This is a genomic window from Xanthomonas sp. 4461 (genome assembly GCF_024806475.1).
Classification (GTDB): Bacteria; Pseudomonadota; Gammaproteobacteria; order Xanthomonadales; family Xanthomonadaceae; genus Xanthomonas; species Xanthomonas arboricola_F.
Genome location: NZ_JANTYV010000001.1, coordinates 462230 through 483024 on the forward strand (window position 1 = coordinate 462230; position 20795 = coordinate 483024).

At 66.9% G+C, this 20795-nt stretch carries 15 protein-coding genes; 6 read left to right on the forward strand and 9 right to left on the reverse strand.

From position 1 onward, the window contains the following. Positions 1-52 precede the first annotated feature (52 nt). The gene (gene yjgA, locus FHY19_RS01875; RefSeq protein WP_259161095.1) at positions 53-634 is read left to right on the forward strand and encodes a ribosome biogenesis factor YjgA; all 582 of its coding nucleotides are present in this window, start codon (positions 53-55) and stop codon (positions 632-634) included. A gap of 256 nt (positions 635-890) precedes the next feature. Here the strand turns inward: yjgA and tldD are convergent, their stop codons facing one another. Then, on the reverse strand, positions 891-2336 hold the full coding sequence (gene tldD / locus FHY19_RS01880) for a metalloprotease TldD (protein ID WP_259161097.1): 1446 nt from the start codon (positions 2334-2336) through the stop codon (positions 891-893). Between the two features lie 99 nt (positions 2337-2435). Between tldD and FHY19_RS01885 the strand changes: the two genes are divergently transcribed. After that, on the forward strand, positions 2436-3191 hold the full coding sequence (locus tag FHY19_RS01885) for a DUF6065 family protein (RefSeq protein ID WP_259161099.1): 756 nt from the start codon (positions 2436-2438) through the stop codon (positions 3189-3191). Positions 3192-3196: 5 nt separating this feature from the next. Here FHY19_RS01885 and FHY19_RS01890 read toward each other — a convergent pair whose 3' ends face one another. The 3 genes from FHY19_RS01890 to FHY19_RS01900 form a co-directional block, all read right to left on the reverse strand. Next, positions 3197-7102, reverse strand: coding sequence for a YhdP family protein (locus FHY19_RS01890; RefSeq protein WP_259161102.1), 3906 nt, complete (start codon positions 7100-7102; stop codon positions 3197-3199). Positions 7103-7271: 169 nt separating this feature from the next. After that, positions 7272-8771 (reverse strand): ribonuclease G, encoded by a 1500-nt coding sequence (gene rng, locus FHY19_RS01895; protein ID WP_046963876.1) that lies wholly within the window; start codon positions 8769-8771, stop codon positions 7272-7274. Then, positions 8771-9343, reverse strand: coding sequence for a Maf-like protein (locus FHY19_RS01900; RefSeq protein ID WP_259161103.1), 573 nt, complete (start codon positions 9341-9343; stop codon positions 8771-8773). Before FHY19_RS01900 ends, rng begins: the two co-directional genes overlap by 1 nt. 131 nt (positions 9344-9474) lie before the next feature. Between FHY19_RS01900 and FHY19_RS01905 the strand changes: the two genes are divergently transcribed. The 3 genes from FHY19_RS01905 to FHY19_RS01915 all read left to right on the forward strand — a co-directional run bounded on the left by FHY19_RS01905 (position 9475) and on the right by FHY19_RS01915 (position 14616). Then, entirely contained in the window at positions 9475-10212 is a 738-nt protein-coding gene (locus FHY19_RS01905; RefSeq protein WP_259161105.1) for an SIMPL domain-containing protein, read from the forward strand. A gap of 315 nt (positions 10213-10527) precedes the next feature. Next, positions 10528-13638 carry a TonB-dependent receptor gene (locus FHY19_RS01910; RefSeq protein WP_259161107.1) on the forward strand — a complete coding sequence of 1037 codons (3111 nt, stop codon included), beginning with the start codon at positions 10528-10530 and terminating at the stop codon, positions 13636-13638. A 306-nt stretch (positions 13639-13944) separates the two neighbouring features. Beyond that, the gene (locus tag FHY19_RS01915) at positions 13945-14616 is read left to right on the forward strand and encodes an energy transducer TonB (RefSeq protein WP_259161109.1); all 672 of its coding nucleotides are present in this window, start codon (positions 13945-13947) and stop codon (positions 14614-14616) included. A gap of 433 nt (positions 14617-15049) precedes the next feature. Here the strand turns inward: FHY19_RS01915 and rlmH are convergent, their stop codons facing one another. Then, a complete protein-coding gene (gene rlmH / locus FHY19_RS01920; protein ID WP_055849938.1) occupies positions 15050-15520 on the reverse strand; it encodes a 23S rRNA (pseudouridine(1915)-N(3))-methyltransferase RlmH in 471 nt (156 codons plus the stop codon). Between the two features lie 121 nt (positions 15521-15641). On the opposite strand from rlmH, the gene FHY19_RS01925 reads away from it, so the two are divergent. Further along, complete coding sequence (locus FHY19_RS01925) at positions 15642-17177, forward strand: alkaline phosphatase PhoX (RefSeq protein ID WP_259161110.1); 1536 nt, start codon at positions 15642-15644, stop codon at positions 17175-17177. Between the two features lie 91 nt (positions 17178-17268). Here FHY19_RS01925 and rsfS read toward each other — a convergent pair whose 3' ends face one another. From rsfS to lptE, 4 genes are all read right to left on the reverse strand, one after another. Continuing rightward, complete coding sequence (gene rsfS, locus FHY19_RS01930; RefSeq protein WP_259151331.1) at positions 17269-17682, reverse strand: ribosome silencing factor; 414 nt, start codon at positions 17680-17682, stop codon at positions 17269-17271. A 56-nt stretch (positions 17683-17738) separates the two neighbouring features. Then, a complete protein-coding gene (gene nadD / locus FHY19_RS01935; protein ID WP_259161111.1) occupies positions 17739-18620 on the reverse strand; it encodes a nicotinate-nucleotide adenylyltransferase in 882 nt (293 codons plus the stop codon). After that, positions 18617-19645, reverse strand: coding sequence for a DNA polymerase III subunit delta (gene holA / locus FHY19_RS01940; RefSeq protein WP_046963866.1), 1029 nt, complete (start codon positions 19643-19645; stop codon positions 18617-18619). The genes nadD and holA overlap by 4 nt, the downstream gene beginning before the upstream one ends. 185 nt (positions 19646-19830) lie before the next feature. After that, positions 19831-20472 (reverse strand): LPS assembly lipoprotein LptE, encoded by a 642-nt coding sequence (gene lptE, locus FHY19_RS01945; protein ID WP_259151336.1) that lies wholly within the window; start codon positions 20470-20472, stop codon positions 19831-19833. Positions 20473-20795: the final 323 nt, after the last annotated feature.

The following is a 20795-nucleotide window of genomic DNA, read 5'->3' on the forward strand; positions in this document are numbered from 1 at the left end:
CGGCCGTTCACGGCCGGAAATTTAACTAACCAAGTTTCGGGATGTAGTGGCAATGCGCGGACGCGATGAAGAGACCGGTGAATTTCGTGGCGCCAGCCGCAGCCAGCAACGGCGCGAGGCGCTGGAAATTTTCGACCTGGGCGAAAAGCTGGTGGCGCTCACCCCGGCGCAGCTGGCCAAGCTGCCGGTGCCCGAGTCGTTGATCCCGCATATCGAAGAGAGCAAGCGCATCACCTCGCACATCGCGCACAAGCGGCAGCTGGCGTTTCTGGCCAAGCACATGCGCCGCGAGGACGATGAAACGCTGGCTGCCATCCGCGACGCGCTGGATGCCAACAGCGACACCGCGCGCCGTGAAGTGGCGGCGATCCATCGCGTCGAGCGCTGGCGCGAGCGCCTGCTCGCCGAAGGCGACGTGGCGCTGGCCGAGTTGCTGGAAGCCTACCCGGCCGCCGATCGCCAGCAACTGCGCCAGCTGGTGCGCAACGCGATCCACGAACGCGCCAAGAACAAACCGCCGCGCGCCTACCGCGAGCTGTTCCAGGTGCTGCGCGAGCTGTCTCAGGAGCAGGGATTGGGGAGTGGGGATTCGGGATTGGAAGAAGACGACCGGAATCTGGAAGACGACGAATAGGGCCTGGCGGCCGCGATCGCGGAGCCGCTCAACGAGCGCCTCCGCCGCAGCCAAACTGGGCAGCATGCGTCCAACATCTGCAACCTGGGCAGGCGACACCTGAGCGCCGAGAACGCTGCGCGCCTCTCCTGCTGCGCTTCCCGATGCCCTGATCCCGATTCCCGGTATCAAGACCGACGCGGCGCAAGCCTCTGACACGCGATAGCCCGCTCCTGCCGTTGCGACTCCCCAATCCCGATTCCCGAATCCCCGCATCTCAGGCCTGCGTTCCGCCAACCGTGATGCCGTCGATCAGCAACGATGGCTGGCCCACGCCGACCGGCACGCTCTGCCCGTCCTTGCCGCACACGCCCACGCCTTCGTCCAGCGCCAGGTCGTTGCCGATCATGCGCACCTTCTGCATGGTTTCCGGGCCGTTGCCGATCAGCGTGGCGCCCTTGACCGGCGCGGTGACCTTGCCGTCCTCGATCAGGTAGGCCTCGGTGGCCGAGAACACGTACTTGCCGCTGGTGATGTCGACCTGGCCGCCGCCGAAGTTCACTGCGTAAATGCCCTTCTTGACCGAGCGGATCATCTCTTCCGGGTCGTGCTGGCCGGCGCGCATGTAGGTGTTGGTCATGCGCGGCATGGTCAGGTGCGCAAACGACTCGCGCCGGCCGTTGCCGGTAGGCGCCACGCCCATCAGGCGCGCGTTGTGGCTGTCCTGCATGTAGCCCACCAGCACGCCGTCTTCGATCAGCGTGGTGCACTGCGTCGGCGTGCCTTCGTCGTCGATATTGAGCGAGCCGCGACGTCCGTCCAGGGTGCCGTCGTCGACGATGGTCACGCCCGGCGAAGCGACGCGTTCGCCCATGCGCCCGGCGTAGACGCTGGTGCCCTTGCGATTGAAGTCGCCTTCCAGCCCGTGGCCGACCGCTTCGTGCAGCAATACGCCGGGCCAGCCCGGCCCGAGCACCACCGGCATCACGCCGGCCGGCGCGGGAATCGCCTCCAGGTTGACCAGCGCCTGACGCAGCGCTTCGCGGGCGAAGCCTTCCGGGCGGCCGTCGGCGAACAGTTCGGCATAGCCGTAACGGCCGCCGCCGCCGGAATAGCCGGATTCGCGCCGCCCACCCTGCTCGACGATCACCTGCACGTTCAGGCGCACCAGCGGGCGCACGTCGGCGGCCAGCACGCCGTCGCTGCGCGCGATCAGCACCGTATCCACCCCGCCGGACAGGCTCACCATCACCTGCTTGACGCGCGGGTCGGCGGCGCGCACGTACTGGTCGATACGGCGCAGCAACTCGACCTTGGTGGCGCTGTCCATGTCGTCGATCGGGTCGGTGGCCGGATACAGCGCGCGGCCGTTGCCGCGCACCAGCGCGCGGCTGGATTGCGCGCCGCCGTCGCGCGAGATCGCACGCGCCGACTGCGCCGCTTCCAGCAAGGTATCGCGCTGGATATCGTCGGAATACGCAAAACCGGTCTTCTCGCCGGCGATCGCACGCACGCCCACGCCTTGTTCGATGGAATGCGCACCGTCCTTGACGATGCCGTCTTCCACGCTCCAGCTCTCGCGTCGCGAATGCTGGAAATACAGATCGCCGAAGTCGATGCCGGGGCCCAGCAGGGCGCCGAAGGTGCGGTCCAGATGGCCGGCATCCAGGCCGGAGGGGAGCAGCAGCCGGGTTTCGGCCAGAGTGAGAGCGTTATCGGTCATGCGGTCAGGATGGGGCCCGCGCGCCGGGGAGACAAGTCGTCCGGCTGAACATGGGCGCGGCTATCATCGCCGGCTCGCTCTTCCAATCACTGCCTGCGCATGAAGCTCATCGCCCACGTTCTGGATGGCCACACGCTGGACATCCGCCCTGCCCCGCATGCGCGCGACTGGATGGACGCCACCGATCAACGCTATGCATACCGCTGCCTGCCACTGGCGATCGCGAACGCGCATGGCTGGGAGCTGCTGTGCCAGTCCGGTTTCGAGGCCAGTTGGGATGGGCGCGATGGGCTGGATGCACTCCGGATCGTTGCCGATGAAGGCAGCGTGGCGCCGGCGATCAGCCACTTCGGCTACGGCGTGCTGACCTTTCATGTGCCCTGCCTGTTTCGCACCGACGCAGGCGTCGACCTGTTCGTCACCGGCCCGTTGAACCGGCCCAAGGACGGCATCGGCGCGTTGAGCGGCCTGGTGGAAACCGACTGGAGCCCATACACCTTCACCATGAACTGGCGCTTCACCCGACCTGGCCAGGTGCGCTTCGACGCGGGCGAGCCGTTCTGCCATCTGTTCCCGCTGCAGCGGCAGCTGATCGAACAGGTGCAGCCGCGGTGGATGCCGCTCTCCGAGGCGCCGGAACTGGCGCAGCAGCACGCCGACTGGACCCGCAGCCGCACGCGCTTTCTGGATGAGCTGCCGGATACGCAATCGGCCGCGGCGCGCGAGAAATGGCAGCGGGGGTATTTCCGCGGCGTGGCCGGACCGGAGCAGACGGTGGTACCGGGCCATCGCGCGCGGCTACGGCTGCCGATGTTCAGGCGTGCCGGCAGCGACGACGACGCTGCAGCCGACTGAGTCCCTCAGCGCGGCGGCGCGGCGGGCTTGCCAGCTGGCACAGGTTTGCTCGGCGCACGCTCGCGCGCTTCGCGCTCGACCACGTCCACCTGCGGGTCCTTCCATGGCCCGGTGACGTGGTAGGTCTTGGCGCCGATCGCGCCCAGCGGCTTGCCGAGCACGGCGTTGGCGGCCGCGCCCACCGCCGCACCCACCGGCCCGCCGGCCACTGCACCGACCACGGTCAGCAGGTTGCCGGCCTTGGGGTTCACATCCACGGTCTGGTCGAAGGTCTGCGCGCGCAGATCGGTCTGGCCGCGGATGGCGATCTCGGCCGCGGGGCCTGCGATGCGGATGGCGTCGGTGCGCGCAAAACCGTCGCCGAAGCGCACCTCCCCGTCCAGCGTGTTGAAGGCCAGGCCCTTGGAGAAGAAATCGCGGAAGTCGAACATCAGCCGGCGCGGCAACTGCGCCACGCTGAGCAGGCCCAGCACGCGGCCGGCACCCGGATCCACTTCCAGCAGCTGGCCGTTGCGGACATCCACCTTCAGGTTGCCGTCCAGCGAGCCGAGCGCAAAGCCGGTCGGCGACCCCTGCCAGCCGGCGTTGAGTTCCAGTTGGCCTTCGCCGCCACGCAACTGGCCGCCCAGGGTGAGGTTCTGCAGCAGGTTGCCGAGGTTGCGGCTATCCACACGTGCCGACAGCCGCGTGCTGGCAGCATCGCCCTTGCCGCGCCAGGCGCCAGTCAGGCCGATGCTCTGGTCGTCCGAGCGCAGCTGCAGCTGATCCACCTGCATGCCGTCGGTGAGCCGGCTACTGCGCAGGATCGCCGCACCCAGGGTCATCTTGCCCACGCGCAGGTCGTCGATATCCAGCGCCAGCGGCGGGATCGAGACCGGGTCGAACTCGGCGACCGCGCGGCGTGCCGGTTCCGGCAGGGCACCGGCCAGCGGGTCGCCGGGCTCGGGGGCCGCAGGCTCGGGCGCATCGGCCACCGGCTGCCAGCGCACGGTGCTGAGCTTGCCCTGCACGATGCCGCCGTCGGCGTTGGGCACGGTGAGTTGGCCGGCCAGCGAGGGACCATCCAACGTGACCGCCACCGCATCGCGGGTCGGGCGCAGCCGCAGCCGGGTCTGCGGAAACACGCCGCCGATCATCAGCAGCCTATCCGCCTGCACGTCCACCTGTTGCAGCGGTACAGCATCCTTCCTGGGCGTGGCCGGCTGGCCCGGCAGCGGTGGCATGTCCGCATCGCTGCTGCCGCGCGCCAGGCTGATCCAGTCGATCGCGTCCAGCGAGGCGGTACGGCCGGTCACCACCAGTCCGTTGGCCGGCGGACGCTCGGTCACCGTGTCGGTGCCCATCACCACGCGCACGCCGGTCTGGTCGCCCTGGCTGCTGGCCTTGAGCGCCACCAGCTTGCCGAAGGCCACATCGATATCGCCATCGCCGACCGGCAGGGCCAGCTTGACCTGCGTGTCCAGCGGTTGGGAGGCGGCCTTGTCCAGCGGCGCGGGCAGGTCCAGCGTGGTGCCCACCAGCTCCGAGCGCAGCGTCAGCAGCGCCTGCGCATCGGCCTGCCCCGGCGTCGGCAGCGGCACATCCACGCCCACCTGCCATGGCGCGCTGCCATGCACGTAGGGGCGCAGCCACTCCATCTGCGGGGCGCGGTCGAACAATTCCTTGACATCCACGGTGGCGCCAAAGCGCGCCTCGAAGGCCTGCTTGGGGTCCTGCACAAAGCCACCGGCACGCAGCGCCAACTCGCCGGTGCGGCCCTGGTGCTGCACGCTCAGATGCTCGGCCGCAAATCCGCTGTCGCGATACTCGGCCTGCCCGCTGACCTGGTCGAAGGCCAGATTCCAGCGCGCGTCGGCCAACTTGGCGCCCTGCAACGCCACCGTGCCCTGCAGATGGCCACCCACGCCGTTGGTGCGCAACGGGCGCAGCAAATCGAAGCGCACCGTCGCCGGGCCGGACACGCTGAGGTTGCGCAAGGTATCGCCATAACGTTGCTCCAGCGGGCTCTTGCGCAACATGCCCAGCAGTTGCGCCGCATCGGCCTGGGTGGAAGCGCGCACATACAGCTCGGAGGTCTTGAAGCTGGGAATGCCGGCGTCCAGCTGCGCGATCGGGGTGCCGGCCAGATCGCCGCTGCCCTGCAACGAAAATCCATTGCCGACGAAGCGCAGATCGGCCTGCACCTGGTCCATCGCCGGCCAGTCCGGACTGAAGCGAATCGTGCCCTCGCGGATCTGCCCGAACGCCTCGAAGCGCCCGTCGTTGTCGTCGAACGGCCACTGGTCCAGATCGCCGCTGACCAGGCCGGTGCCACCGGTGATCACGCCGCCGGCCACGGCCATGTCCAGCCAGTCGATGGCCGCCTTGCTCATCTTGGAGCGGATCCAGAACTTGCGCGCCACCGGCAACGCCACATCGTCCAGTTGCGCGGCCAGTTGCATGCGCGGACGGCTGCCATCGTTCTGGAACCACAGCCCGCCGCGCACGTTGGCGCCATAGTCCCTGGCCTGCACGCGCAGGGCCGGGGTGGCGACCTGCCAGCCCGCACCTTCGCGCCAGCCGACGATCCTGCCGGCCAGTTGAATCTCATGCACCACGCCAAAGCCGGTGGGCCAGTCGAAGCGCACCATGGCGTCCGGCGCGGTTTCCAGCTCGCCGCCCTGTGCGTCGCCGTCGATGCGGCCGCGCAAACCGCTGATTCCGGGCGAATTGCCCACCGGCAGGAAACCGAGTTCTTCGATCTGCCCCTGCGCACGCACGGCGCCACCCTGCTCGCCGGCGATCTGAAGATCGGCCACACGCAGCTGCGGTTTGGACAGGGTCAACCAGCGGCGCAGCGCAGGCGACAGTTGATCGCTCAATGCGGCAGCGGCAATCAAGCCGGAGACTTCGCCCTGCCTGGCAACCACCGCATAGTGCCGCCCGCCGGCGATGCTCAGCCCGTCCAGATGCTGCAGCGCGGCCGCCTGGCCCAGCCGCAGCACCGGTGCATCCAGCCGCCAGCCGCCGTCGATGGTGTGCCAGCGCGCACGTGCCTGCAGGCGCTCCCAGCGCAGCGTGCGGCGCGCGGTTTCGTCCGGCAACGGCGCGCCGGACAGCGCAATCTGGGTGAGATCGGCATCGACGGTGACCCCAGTGATACGGCGGGCACGCAGCTGCGCCCAGGCCTGCAGGCGCCCACCGCCACCGTCCACGCGCATGCCGCCCACCTGCAGCAGCGACGCCCATGCGACCAGATCGGCCGGATCGGCCTGCGCATAGGCACTGCCGTCGCCGCTGTCGCGGTCGAATTCCAGGACTGCGGTCAGCGGGGCACGCTTGAGATCGATCCAGCTACGGCTGCCCACCTTGACCGTCGAGCCGCTCACGCGCAGACGCAGGTCGATCCGCGGCAAGGCGGTGTCCAGGCCGATCGATGGCGCGTTCACCTTCAGCCGCGCCTCGGCCAGCTGGATCTCGCCAAGCCGACGCAATGCCTCCAGCGGGTCGGAACGCTTCCCGCTCGGCAGGCCCTGCACAGACCACACGCCGTCGTCGCTGCGTTGCAGGGTCAGCGCCAACCCGCGCAGGCGCACCTCGGTCAACGAATGCCCGGGCAACAAGCCGGCGTACATCGCCAGCAGTACCTCCGCCTGGCCCACACGCACCTCGCCATGCGGGCCGATCCGCAAACCGTCCAGCCGCAGCAGCGGGCCACGCCGGGTCCACTCGGTGTCCAGACGATCGAAGGCGATCGGCTGCCCGGCGCGCTGACTCAACCAGTCGGCGATCTGCTGCGGGTGCTCCTCGGCCAACGGCAATGCCTGGCTCGCCGCGCCCACCAGCAACGCGACCGCCACCACCGCGAGCGCGCAGGCAGTGATCGCATAGCGGCGGAACAGGCGCAGACGGCGGCGCAGCGGGGTGGGCATTAACGGCGGGGAATGGTGAATAGGGAATAGGGAATCGCAGGAGCACAAACCGCGCCGCGCACACGATCATCCATCCGCGCGCGCCGCCATTCTAAATATGTCACCGGCACCTCGCAGAGCGCCTTTCGCTCCACCCCCATTCCCGATTCCCGACTCTCCATTCCCGGCCTCACAGCAGCACCACGTCGAACTGCTCCTGCAGATACTGATCGTCGGACTGGAAACGGATGCTCTTGCCCAGGAATTCTTCCAGCTCGGCCACCGCTGCGGATTCTTCGTCGGTGATGCGTGCGACCACCTTGGATGAGGCGATCACCAGCAGCCTTGCGGCATCGAACTGGCGCACTGCACGGGTGATCTCGCGGAAGATTTCGTAGGTCACCGTTTCTGCGGTCTTGATGGTGCCGCGCCCGCCGCACTGGCCGCAGGTTTCCGACAGCTGCCGCTCCAGGCTCTCGACGGTGCGCTTGCGGGTCATTTCCACCAGGCCCAGCGGCGAGAACTCGTACACCGTGGTCTTGGCGTGGTCGCGTGCCAGCGCCTTTTCCAGGGTGCGCAGCACCTGGCGACGGTGCTCGGGATCGTCCATGTCGATGAAGTCGATGATGATGATCCCGCCCAGGTTGCGCAGCCGCAGCTGCCGCGCCACCGCCTGCGCCGCCTCCAGGTTGGTGCGGAACACGGTTTCTTCGAGATTGCGCTGGCCGACGAACGAACCGGTGTTGACGTCGATGGTGGTCATCGCTTCGGTCTGGTCGATCACCAGATAGCCGCCGGACTTGAGCGGTACCTGCTTGTTCAAGGCGCGGCCGATCTCGTCCTCGACCCCGTACAGGTCGAAGATCGGCCGGTCGCCGGTGTACAGCTCCAGCCGCTCGGCCAGCACCGGCATGTACTTGGCCACGAAGGCCTGCAGTTGCACGAAGGTTTCGTTGGAGTCGACCTTGACCTTTTCCACGTCCTTGCGGATCAGGTCGCGCACCGCCCGCAATGGCAGGCTCAGGTCCTCATAGATGATGCTGCACGGCGGCGCTTCGCGCCCGCGCCGCTCGACCACCGTCCACACCCGCGACAGATATGCGATGTCCTCGGCCAGCGCCTCGGCTGGCTGGCCCTCGGCATTGGTGCGGATGATGTAGCCGAAGCCGCCGTGCTGGGCCGACACCTCGCTGACGATGGTCTTCAGGCGCAGCCGCTCGGCCTCGTCCTCGATCCGTGCCGACACCCCGACGATCTTGGACTGCGGCAGCAGCACCAGGTAGCGCGAGGGAATGCTGATCTGGGTCGTGAGCCGTGCGCCCTTGGTGCCGATCGGGTCCTTGACCACCTGCACCACGATGTCCTGCCCGTCGCGCAGCAGCTCCACGATCGGCACCGCTGCGGCCGGCGGCGGCGGGATCGGGGTTTCTTCGGTATCGACCACGCTGGCCGGTGCCGGTGCCGGGCGCACCACGTCGTTGGCGTGCAGGAATGCCGCACGCTCCAGCCCGACCTCGACGAATGCCGCCTGCATGCCGGGCATCACCCGCTGCACCTTGCCCTTGTAGATGTTGCCGACTACGCCCCGGCGCCAACCGCGCTCGATATGCAGCTCCTGCAGCATGCCGTTCTCGATCACCGCCACGCGGGTTTCGCGCGGGGTGACGTTGACCAAGATCTCTTCCGACATCAATGCGCTCCGAAGGCTGTGAGCAACTGCGAGGTGTGGTGCAGCGGCAATCCCATCACGCCGGAATAGCTGCCTGACAAATGGCTGATAAAACGTTCTGCGCGCCCCTGGATCGCATAGGCGCCGGCCTTGCCCATGGGCTCGCCACAGGCCGCATACGCGGCGATCTGCACCTCATCGAGCGTGTCGAAGGTCACCTCCGACACCACCACTACCTGCGCAGGGGCGCGCTGTGCGCAGACTAGAACCACCGCCGTGAGTACCTGGTGGGTGCGCCCGGACAACACGCGCAGCATCGCGATCGCGTCGTCGACATCGACCGGCTTGCCGAACACGCGCTCACCCAGCACCACTTCGGTATCGGAGCCCAGCACGATCGCATCGGGGTCGCGCGCCTGCACCTGCGCAAGGCCGGCATGCGCCTTGTCCAGCGCAACGCGCCGCACGTATTGTTCGGGCGATTCAGCGGGCGCGCGCAGCTCGGGCACATCCAGTTCCAGGATCTGGAATGGCACATCCAGGCGTTGCAGCAGTTCTTGTCGGCGTGGCGAACGGGAGGCGAGATAGAGCATCCGCCCAGCATACCTGTTGGCCGTGCTCGCCCGCTGACTTCGCACCCCGCGCGGCGGTTGCGCGGCAGCGTTCGACTCACAACATATTCATCCACCTCCCAACACGCTCGCAGCACAGACAAGGAGATCCCATGCGTACCACCTTCAAGCCGTTGTTGCTGGCCCTGTCCATCGCTGCCGGAACCGCCATGACCGCACACGCCCAATCCGCGTCCAACTACACCATCCCCAACGATGGCACCCTGCTCAACATCTCGGCCGAAGCCGAAGCCAAGCGCGTGCCGGATATCGCCACGTTGTCCGCAGGCGTGGTCACCCAGGCTGCCGACAGCAACTCCGCGATGCGCCAGAACGCCGAACAGATGAGCAAGGTCATGACGGCGGTAAAGGCCGCCGGCATCGCCGACAAGGACGTGCAGACCAGCGGCATCAATCTGAGCCCGCAGTACACCTATAAAGAAAACGAGGCGCCCAGGATCAACGGCTACCAGGCCAGCAACACGGTCAGCCTGAAGGTGCGCGACATCTCCAAGCTCGGCAAGGTGCTCGACACCCTGGTCGCGCAAGGCGCCAACGACATCAACGGCCCCAGCTTCTCGGTCGACCAGCCCGAGCCGGCCTACGACGAGGCCCGCGTGGCCGCACTGAAGAAAGCCCAGACCCGCGCCGACACCTATGCCAAGTCGCTGGGCCTGAAGGTGCGCCGCATCGTCAGCATCTCCGAAGGCCGCAGCGGCGGCGGCGTGATACGCCCGATGATGATGGCCGCCTCGATGCGCTCGGCCAAAGCCGAGATGGACACCCAGGTGGCGCCCGGCGAGAGCACGCTGTCGATCACGCTGGATGTGACCTTCGAACTGGGTCGCTGAAGAAGCAATCCCATTCCGCAGCTTGTCGCTCACTGCCCTCCCCGGAGGGCAGTGTCGTTTTCGCAGTCCCTTCGAAAGACGTGCTGCTTTGTCGTCTTCATGCGAACCATTAAGTTTCTTTTAAACCCTTAAAGACCGCCGGCTGGCAAGTGTCCAAAGTCACAGTGCTTGGACATGAATACGCGGATATGTGCATTTGTGCTTAAAAAAACATGAAATTTAGAGAAAACGTTCTTTAAGCAGCCTCTACAGCTCTCTAGCATCGGTTGTCAGCGCACCGTCATATTCGTGATGGCGCTCCTCTGGAGAGAGATGATGTCCGGCAACGTTGCTTCAAAGCGCACCTTCCATCCAGCGTCGCGGGCACGCTATGCCCGCATCAGCGTGCTTGCGCTCGCGCTGAGCGGCGCCGTCGGCGTGCTGGCCTCCGGCACTGCCGCCGCACAAAGCACGACTGCGGGGATTTACGGCAGTGCGCCCGCTGCCGCCGGTGCAACGGTCACGGCACAAAGCGATACCGGCTTTGCCCGGACCGCGATCGTCGATGCCAACGGGCGCTACGCGATCGGCAATCTTCCCGTCGGCACGTACACGGTCACCTTGCAACGCGACGGACAATCCGTAGAGACACGCAAGAACATCGCCCTGCGCGTCGGCGCAGGCACCGATGTGTCGTTCGGCGGCGCGGCCGCTGGCGACACCGCCACCCTGGGCACGATCACCGTGACCGGCCAGAACATTTCGCCGGTGGATGTGTCCGCCACCGCCTCGCGCACCGTGATTACCGCCGAGCAGTTGCAGCGTTTGCCGCTGGCGCGTTCGGGCGAGGCCATTGCGCTGTTGTCGCCCGGCGCTGTGCAAGGCAGCGGCTACTTTGCAAACGGAAATACCATCTCGTTCGGCGGTGCCGGCGTCACCGAAAACGCCTATTACCTCAACGGCTATCTCAGCTCCAATCCGCTTTCCAACATCGGTGGCGTCACCTTGCCGTTCGGCGCGATCGACCAGCAGGAAACCTATACCGGCGGCTACAGCGCCCGTTACGGGCGTTCGGCCGGCGGCGTACTCAGCCAGGTCGGCAAACGCGGCACCAACGAATGGCATTTCGGCGCGCAGACCCTGTGGCGCCCGAAGTCGCTCTCCAGCACGGACAAGAACGTGCTGTATCCCGACACTGCGCCGCCGGACGGGTACGAATATAGCGACCCCACCCTGCCCGGCACCCTGTACCGCAGCCGCAAGGACGACCGGTTCTGGAACACGGTCTACAGCGCCTATGCCGGCGGCCCGCTGATCGAGGACCGCCTGTTCGTGTTTGTGGCTGCAGAACAGGAACGCAGCGAAGGCGTTTCCACGGCGCGTCGGGACGACCCGGTCATCGGCCGCAACAACTACCGCATCGATGAACCCAAGGTCTACGCCAAGATCGACTGGAACATAAACGACAGCAACATCCTCGAACTGACGGGCGTCAAGAACAACTACCGCGAGGCCGGCAATTACACCGACTTCACCGGCTACTCCGGCGTCGACGGCGACGCCAACGGCGCATTCGCCGATACGGTCAAGGTCAACGACCGCTATTACATCGGCAAGTACACCAGCTACATCACCGACGATCTCACCTTGAGCGCCACCTACGGCAAGAGCCGTCAGACCGATTTCCGCAACAACCCCAGCACCGCACCGCTGCTGACCAACACCAATCTGCAGGACCCGGCCATCACCGGTGGCAGCGAGATCCGCAACAACCAGACCTCCAGCCAGGCGCGCGATGGCGAAAACAAGACGCGCGGTCTGCGCATCGACCTGGAATATGTGTTGGGCAGCCACACCCTCACTGCAGGTGTGGACAACATGTATTTCAATGCCAACAACGAAGGCGTCATCACCACCGGCCCGGGCTTCCGCTGGATCTATGGGCGCTCGTCGCGCCCCACCTCGCCAATCAGCGCTGCGCTGGGCGTGGGGCCGGCCGGTGGCAATGGCTACTACGCTTATCGAACGGTGTTCAATACCGCAACCAGCATGTCGGTCGAGCAAAAGGCCTACTTCCTCGAAGACAAATGGCAGGTCAACGACAAGCTGCTGCTGACGCTGGGTATCCGCAACGACAAGTTCACCAACTTCAACGACGCGGGTGCGCCTTACGTGACCAGTGGCGATCAGTGGGCACCGCGCCTGGGGCTGAGCTGGGACGTGTTCGGCGACTCCTCGCTCAAGGTCTACGGCAATGCCGGTCGCTACTACCTGGCGTTGCCTAACAGCGTGGCCATCCGTGGCGCATCGCCGTCCACGTTTACGCGCGAATACTTCACCTACACCGGCATCGATGCGCAGGGCAGCCCGACCGGGCTGACGCCGGTCGCGGTCGATCCATCCGCCGGATTCTCCTGCTCGGGCAACATCGTCTCCTCCAATCTGGAATGCGGTCAGGCACCGGATGCCGCCGGCATCGCCGCCACCGACCTGAAGTCGATGTACCAGGACGAGTTCATGCTCGGCTTCGACAAGACCCTGGGCGAGAGTTGGGTCACCGGTGCCAAGGCGACCTACCGCACGCTCGGCGCCACCATCGACGACGTCTGCGATGCCGACCGGATGCGCACCAAACTGACTGCATCGGGTATCGACCCGAGCACCGTCAACGTGCCCGGCTGCATCATCTTCAACCCCGGCGAAACCAACTCCTTCAGTCTGGCCAACCTCAATGGCTCCGGCCGCACCTCGGTGTCGATGTCGCCCTCGGACTGGGGCTTCGACAAGGAGGCCAAGCGCACCTATCTGGCAGTGGACCTGTTCCTGCAGCATCCATTCGATGGCAAATGGGAAGGCCGCATCGATTACACCTGGTCGCGCAACTTCGGCAATACCGAGGGCCAGGTTAAATCCGATATCGGCCAGACCGATGTCTCCAAGACCCAGGACTGGGATGCCGCTGCGCTGATGTGGTACGCAGGTGGCTACCTGGCCAACGATCGTCGCCATCAGATCAAGATCTACGGCTCTTACCAGATCGCACCGGAATGGCTGATTGCAGGCAATATCCGCGTGCTGTCCGGCACACCGAAGTCCTGCCTGGGCTATGTCAGCATCAACGGCATCAGCGAAGATTCCGATGCCGGCGACCCGGTGGGCTATGGCTCCTCCTACCACACCTGCAACGGCCAGCCATCGCGTCCCGGCGATGCCGGCCGGTTGCCGTGGACCAAGATCGTCGACCTGGGCCTGACCTATCGCCCGGCGTTCGCTGGCAACAAGCTCGCCATGACCCTGCAGGCCTTCAACATCTTCAACGAGCGCAAGCCGCTGCAGGTGGATTCGACCTGGGAAGACGACACCTTCACCCTGTCGAACACCTACAACATGGGCAGGTTCTTCACTCAGCCGCGCTATGCCATGTTCTCGGTGTCGTACGACTACTGACGCACTCTCCCGTCAGCGTCGTTTCCCCAGCCCCGCAAAACGGGCTGGGCTTTTCTACTGCAAACGCCCAGCTCCGGCTGGGCGTTTGCTTACGAGTATTCCTGTCTGTTTGCGCCTTGAAGCCGGCCAGCGATCGATATCGACATGATCGCGGAATCACTCCGGCATCCTTCGCGATGCGCAACGCCCTTCGCAGACACGCGCCGCGCTTGTGCAGCCGCGCGCGCTGAGGTAAACCTACGCTACCGGATGGTGTAGTGCGTCCGGGCCGCGCTGGTCCTTTCCGCAGTTCCGTTCTGGAGGTGGATGATGGTTCGCACGCAATCGCAGGTTTCTTCCCGTCCCTTTGGCATCGATACCTCACGCGTGCTGGCGATCAGCACGGCCGTGGCGCTGCATTTGCTGGCCGGCGGCTTGTTGCTGATCCCGCTATCGCACCGGGCGATTCCGCAACCGCCACCCGAGCCGCGCTGGGTCATGCCGATCACCATACCGACCGCACCGCCGCCGCCCTTGGTCCCGGTCGATGTGAAGTTCAAGCCGCAGACGCATACACCACCGAAGACCGTACCGGTCGCGGTCCCGGTGCCGACCCCTCTCATCGACCATACCCCGGTGCTGGATAGCGCAACGGTTGCCCTACCGGCAGCCAACACCGCGATGGACAGCGCGCCCACCATCGCTGCGCCCAGTGGGCCGATCGAGGCAGGCCAGCTGCAGTATCTGAGCTCGCCCGCACCGAGTTACCCGGCGGCGGCATTGCGTGCGGGGCAACAAGGCACGGTGCTGCTGCGCGTGCTGGTCGGTACCGATGGACGCCCGGCCGAAGTCAGCGTGCAGACCAGCAGCGGGCATCGCGCGCTCGATCTGGCCGCACGCAGCCAGGTGCTGCGCAGCTGGCGCTTTCAGCCGGCGATGCAGAACGGCCAGGCGGTACAGGCCTACGGCCTGGTGCCGGTGAGCTTTTCGTTGAATTGAATGGCGACCCGATGCGGCGGCCTGCAACTGCCGCCGCCGCATCGATACGACCGCCCACACGCGAACGAAAACTGCCGGCCATGCCGCTACGCACGAGCGCGTTCGGGTTGGCAGGCAGATCCAACATCGCCGCGGCGTCCGTCGATAGACGCATCCGCCATCGATCGCCGGTAACGGCACATCGCGTCAGCAGGCGCTGGACATACCGCACGCGCTTGCAACCTGGAACGCTCATGACGCGCCGGCCCCGTCATCAGGGAGGCGCAGCCGGTGTTCGGAATCGGCATGCGCCATTCGCACCGTGGTCGGTCCGCGCCATCCAGACACACCTGGCGACTGCTCGCCAGGTCGTGTTGGCTACCCGGTTGCGTCCCTGGTGACGTACGGCGACCACCGCAGCTTGCTGCGGGATCAGCACGACCTGCGCGCCTTGCTATGCGCGGTGATACGGATGATTGGCCAGCATCGCCGCAGCGCGGTACAGCTGCTCGGCCACGATCAGCCGCACCAGCATGTGCGGCAAGGTGAGCGGGCCGATCGACCAACTTTCATTGGCGTTTTTCAGTACCTCGGCGGCATGGCCTTCCGGGCCGCCGATCAGGAAGGCCAGATCGCGCCCCTGCCCGCGCCAGTGCTCCATGCGCTGGGCAAGCTGCTCCGAACTCAGCGGCCGGCCTGGCACATCCAGTGCCACTACATGCGCGTTCTTGGGGAGCGCGGCGATGACGCGGCGGCCTTCGTCGTCGATGGCGCGTTGCCCATCGCGGCCCTTGCCGCGCAGCCCGGGTTCGATTTCGACCAGCTCCAGCGGCATCCAGTGCGACAGACGTTTTTGATATTCGGCAAAACCTTGCGCCACCCAGGCCGGTGCGCGCTCGCCGGTGGCGATGAGTCGGCATTTCATCGGCACATGATATCCGCGTCACAGCCTGCGCAGTCCGTGACGATTTGTCGTTGCGTGTCATGGCGTGGTTACAGCCGGCAATTAGTGTCGCCCGACCACCCAGCCAAGCAGGAGTCGTTCGATGCCGATTTTCGATCCCGCCCGCCGCCAGGTCCTCAAGGGCAGCGCCGCCGTCATGGCCGCCGGCGCCCTTGGCAGCTTGGGCGCCTTGCAGTCGCGCCAGGCCCAGGCCGCCACGTCTGCGTCGGTGCGCCTTGCACCGGTCCCCAGCCGCTACGGCCCGCTTGCACCGGTCGCCGACCAGAGCACCGGCTTGCCCTTGCTGCAGCTGCCGCGCGGCTTCAGCTACCGCTCGTTCGGCTGGAGCGGCGATCGCATGGACGATGGCCAGCCCTGCCCCGACCGTCACGACGGCATGGCCGTGGTCGGTCTGCGCCGTCCCGACTGGCGGCCGGGCAGCGACCCGCTGCGCGGCCTGGAGTACGTGTTGATCCGCAATCACGAGCGCGGCGCAGGCAGCCCGTTCCGCGCACCGGCGATGTACGACACCGGCATCGTCAGCGGCACCCAGTCCGCCGGCGGCGGCACCACCACGCTGAGTTACGGCCGCCGTGGCTGGGGCAGCCTGGAACCCAGCCTGGGCGGCACCCTGGTCAACTGCGCTGGCGGGCCGACTCCGTGGGGCAGCTGGCTGAGCTGCGAAGAGATCAAGACCAACGCGGTGTCCAGCACCGGCCGCAAGCACGGCTATGTGTTCGAAGTGGACCCGGACAGCCACCGCACCACCGGTCGTCCGCTGGTGGGTCTGGGCCGCTTCAGTCATGAGGCGGTGGCGATCGACCCGCGCACCGGCATCGTCTATCTCACCGAGGACGACCGCAACAAGGCCGGCCTGTATCGCTTCATTCCCAACGACCGCCGCGGCCGCAACGGCTCGCTGGAAAACGGCGGCCGCCTGCAGGCCGCGCGCGTGCGCGGACGTCGCAATGCCGACCTCACCGTGGCCAGCATCGGCCAGCAGTTCCAGCTGGAATGGGTGGATATCGAAGAGCCGGATCTGGACAGCATCGCCGCACCGGCCGGCTTTGCCGACATCGGCGCCAACGACACCTTGAGCGGACCGTTTGCACAGGCCTGGGCCGATGGCGCGCTGCGCATGAGCCGTGGCGAAGGCATCTGGTACAGCTACGGCAAACTCTTCATCGTCGATACCAGCACCGGCGTGGATGCGCAGGGCCGGCGCGGTTACGGCAATGGCGCAGTGTGGGTGCTGGACCTGTTCACCCAGCGCCTGAGTGCGCTGTTCGTCAGCGGCAATCAGCTGGCCGCGCACAATCCGGACAACGTCACCGTCAGCGCGCGCGGCGGCGTGGTGCTGTGCGAAGACGGCGGCGAAAGTCCGGACGAATACGGCCCCGGCGCGCGATTGCTCGGGCTGACCCGCGGGGGCGAATCGTTCTACCTGGCCAAGAACAACGTGCAGCTCACCTCGCAGCAGATCGCCGCTGCCGGCAAGACCATTGCCGAGGGCGACTATCGCGATACCGAGTTCTGCGGCGCCTGCTGGGACCCGCTGGCGCGTACCTTGTTCGTCAACATCCAGACCCCGGGGATCACCCTGGCCATCACCGGCCCGTGGGAGCGCGGGCCGCTTTAAGCCGCGCAGCGGTGAGCGACGGCAGACGCAAAAACGGCGCCCCAAGGGCGCCGTTCGTGTGTTGCGCAGTGCACACCGTGCAGTGCGTGACTCAGGGCTGCTCGTCGGCGTCGTCTTGGTCGGAGGGACGCTGGTCGCCCACCGTCCACAGGCGCTCCAGCGCGTAGAACTCGCGGACGCGCGGCAGCATCACGTGCACCACCACGTCGCCCAGGTCGACCAGCACCCATTCGGCTTCTCGCTCGCCTTCCACGCCCAGCGGCATCACGTCCAGGCGCTTGGCGAACTTGACCACTTCGTCGGCGATCGATTTGACGTGGCGGGTCGAGGTGCCAGAGACCACCACCATGTAATCGCAAACGCTGGACTTGCCGCGTACATCGATCTCGACCACGTCCTTGGCTTTCAGCTCTTCGACAGCCTCGCGCACGGTGGCCAACAGGGCCGGCACGGACGGCGGCGGATTCGGAATGGAGGTCTTGATGACTTGGGCTTGGCTGGTCAAAGCGGCAACTCGATGGAATTGGCGTGAATTATAGGCCGGTCCGGGCGGACGCGTGTTCAGCTAGCCGGGCGGGCGCAGCCGTACAGGCCTTCCCGGGCAATGAAGCTGGCCACTGCTGCCGGGACCAGCGCCTGCCAGGCGCCGCCGGCAGCGATCTGCGCGCGCACGGCGCTGGCCGATTCGCCGCGCATCGGGTGGTGCAATTGCCACAGCCGGCCGGCCGGCGCGGCGACCAACTCGTCGGCATTGGCAGACCAGCGGCCCTGCACAGCAGCGGCCAGTTGCGGCGCGTCGCGCAGGTCCAGGGACGTGCCGGGCCGCGCGGCGATGACGAAGTGCGCCAACTCGAACAGCGCCTCCCACTGGTGCCAGCGATGCAATTCGACGAAGGCGTCGGCACCCAGTAACCAGGCGATCGGCGTGGCGGGGCCAAGTGCCTGGCGCAGCTCGCGCAAGGTCTCCACGGTGTAGGACGGGGCCAGCTGTTGGCGGGCGCGCTGCAGCTCGCGGCGGTCTAACTGCAGCCCGGGTTGGCCGGCGAGCGCCAGCTCCAGCATCTGAGCACGCTGCGCGGCAGTGGCGCGGGGTGCGGCGCGATGCGGCGGATCGGCAGCCGGCACCAGGTGCACAAGCGCTGCGAGTTCGTCGCGCGCTGCGCAGGCGATGGCCAGGTGACCCAAGTGGATCGGATCGAAGGTGCCGCCGTAGTAGAGGTGGAGCCGGGAATCGATGTGGGATCGGGATTGGGGATGGGGGAGTGGGGAGTCGGAAAGAAGCGGGTCTGAAGCGGCGGCCTGAGCATCGGTGGCTGGTGACGTTGCAGCCACACCGGTGGGAGCTGCCGACTTTGCGCCTTGCCCTGCGGTGTCACTGGTTGCAGGCTCCCGCTCCCCGGCGCCGGTGCCTGGCTCAGCGGTTCCGGCCTGCTCCGCGCTCACGCCAGCAATCTCACCGCGCGTGCTTCGGCCACTGCGACCAGCAGGCGTTCCAGGCCGACCCAGGCATCGCCGTCGGCGCGGCCCTTGGCCATGCGGTCCACCAGGCCGGCTTCGGCGACGAAGCGTTCCCAGCGGCGCGGCTCGGGATGGCGCTGCAGCGCGCGCTTGAACGGGGCCTGGCGGGATTCCCAGATGCCCTGCGATTTCATTTCCGCAGCCAGGTTGCCCCCATTGGCCTGCACCTTGGCCAGGGCAGCAGTGCGCAGCAGTTCCTTGATCAGGATCGGCATCAACGCCGCCACCGCTTCGCCTTCGGCACGCAGTCCGGCCAGCATGCGGATCACCGCAGCGGCCTGACCGGAGAAGGTGGTTTCGGCCAGCCGGAACACGTCGTAGCGCGCGGCATCGGCCACCAGCGATTCCATCGCCTCCAGATCCAGCGTCTTGCCATCGGCCAGCAAGGCCAGCTTGTCGATCTCCTGCGCGGCGGCCAGCAGATTGCCTTCCACCCGCTCGGCCAGGCGCTGCACCGCGGCCGCATCGGCGCGCAGCCCCTGCGCGCGCAGGCGGCGCTCGATCCAGTCGGACAATTCGTGCGGCTTGATCGCCCAGGCCACGGCAATGGTGCCGATACGACCGATCGCCTCGGCCCACTTGCCCTGGTGCGCCTTGCTCCAGTCGTTGGCAGTGATCAGCAGCACCACGTCCGGCGGCGGGTTGGCGCAGAAGCGGGTGATGACCTCGGCGCCGTCCTTGCCCGGCTTGCCGCTGGGCAGGCGCACTTCCACCAGCCGGCGCGGGCTGAACAGGCTGGGCGCGTTGAAGCTGGCGTCGAGCTGGTTCCAGTCGAACTCGCGACCATCGGCATCGAATACCTCGCGCTCGCCGATGCCTTCGGCGCGCGCACGTGCACGCACCGCATCGGCCGCTTCGAGCACCCGCAAGGTTTCCGGGCCGGCGATCAGATAGGCCGGCTGCAACGGCTGGCTGGACTGGCCGGCCAGCTGTTCGGGGCGAAGTTCCATGACTACGGAAGTTCCATCACTACAAGGGCACGCGCGACTGAAGCGTCACGGACAAGACAGCGTCTGCAGCACTCGCCGGGGCATGGCGACCGCGCAGCAAGCGCACCATGCGCCTGGCGCAATCCAGTTCCGGACTCCGGGCGCGCTTGCCCGGCAGCTGCGCGGACGGGCTGATCACGACCCGCTCAGTTGTTCGACGAAGAGGCGGGCGGCAGCGACGCCGGCACGCTCGATTCCGGCGTCGACGGCTGCACGGGCGGCGTGGCGGCCGGCGGCAGCGGCGCGGTTGGCGTGCTTTCCAGGCTCTCGCCGCGCTGTACGCGCGCGCGCACCACGCTATCGATACGCCGCAGGATCGAGGCCGACATGTCCTTGCGCAACTCGTCGGCCAGGATCTCGCGCTCGGTCGCGGTACCGGTGGCATCCACCGGCGGCGACACGTAGTCGCGCGACAGCTCGATCACCTGCTGCGGCACCAGCACCGCCCCGTTGGCGGTGGTGACGGTAAAGATGGCGGCGTAGCGCAGGCTGTATTCCTGCGCACGTCCCTGGCTGTCGATGGCGATCGGCAGATCGCCCCAGCGCTCGGACAACACCTGCACCTGCGCAAAGCCGGTCTTGGCGTCTTCGTCGGCCAGCGTGGCACCGGCCGCCCTGAGGCCACGTCGCAGCAATTTGGCCAGTTCGCTGTACTGCACTGCGGACTGCACCTTCACCGCCGGGGTATCGGGTGGCAACGCAAGCGAATTGCGCAGGTGGAAGCCGCAGGCGGTGAGGCTGGAGACCAGCACGAGGGACGCAGCGAAAGCAGTAGGAAATCGAATCATGGGCACAGTCTGGATGAGCGCCCCGGCGGCGGCAACAGGCGGCTAGCCTGACGCAGCCCGCGTGAACGGGGCTTGATAGGCGCCGCGAAACCACCCGGCGCCCAGGAATGACAAACGCGTCGCCACGCGCCGGTGAAACGAATGACCACAACCCTCCCCCGACAATCTCACCTGCACGTCGCCAAGCGCGACTGAAATGCAGTACCGGGAACCATCACGTTGACTTTGGCCATGCGTCGCGACGCACCGGCGCCGTTGATCGCAGCGAACCGCTGCAGCGACCGGACCTGCGCAGCACCACGCGCCAGTGCGGCAGATTGCCA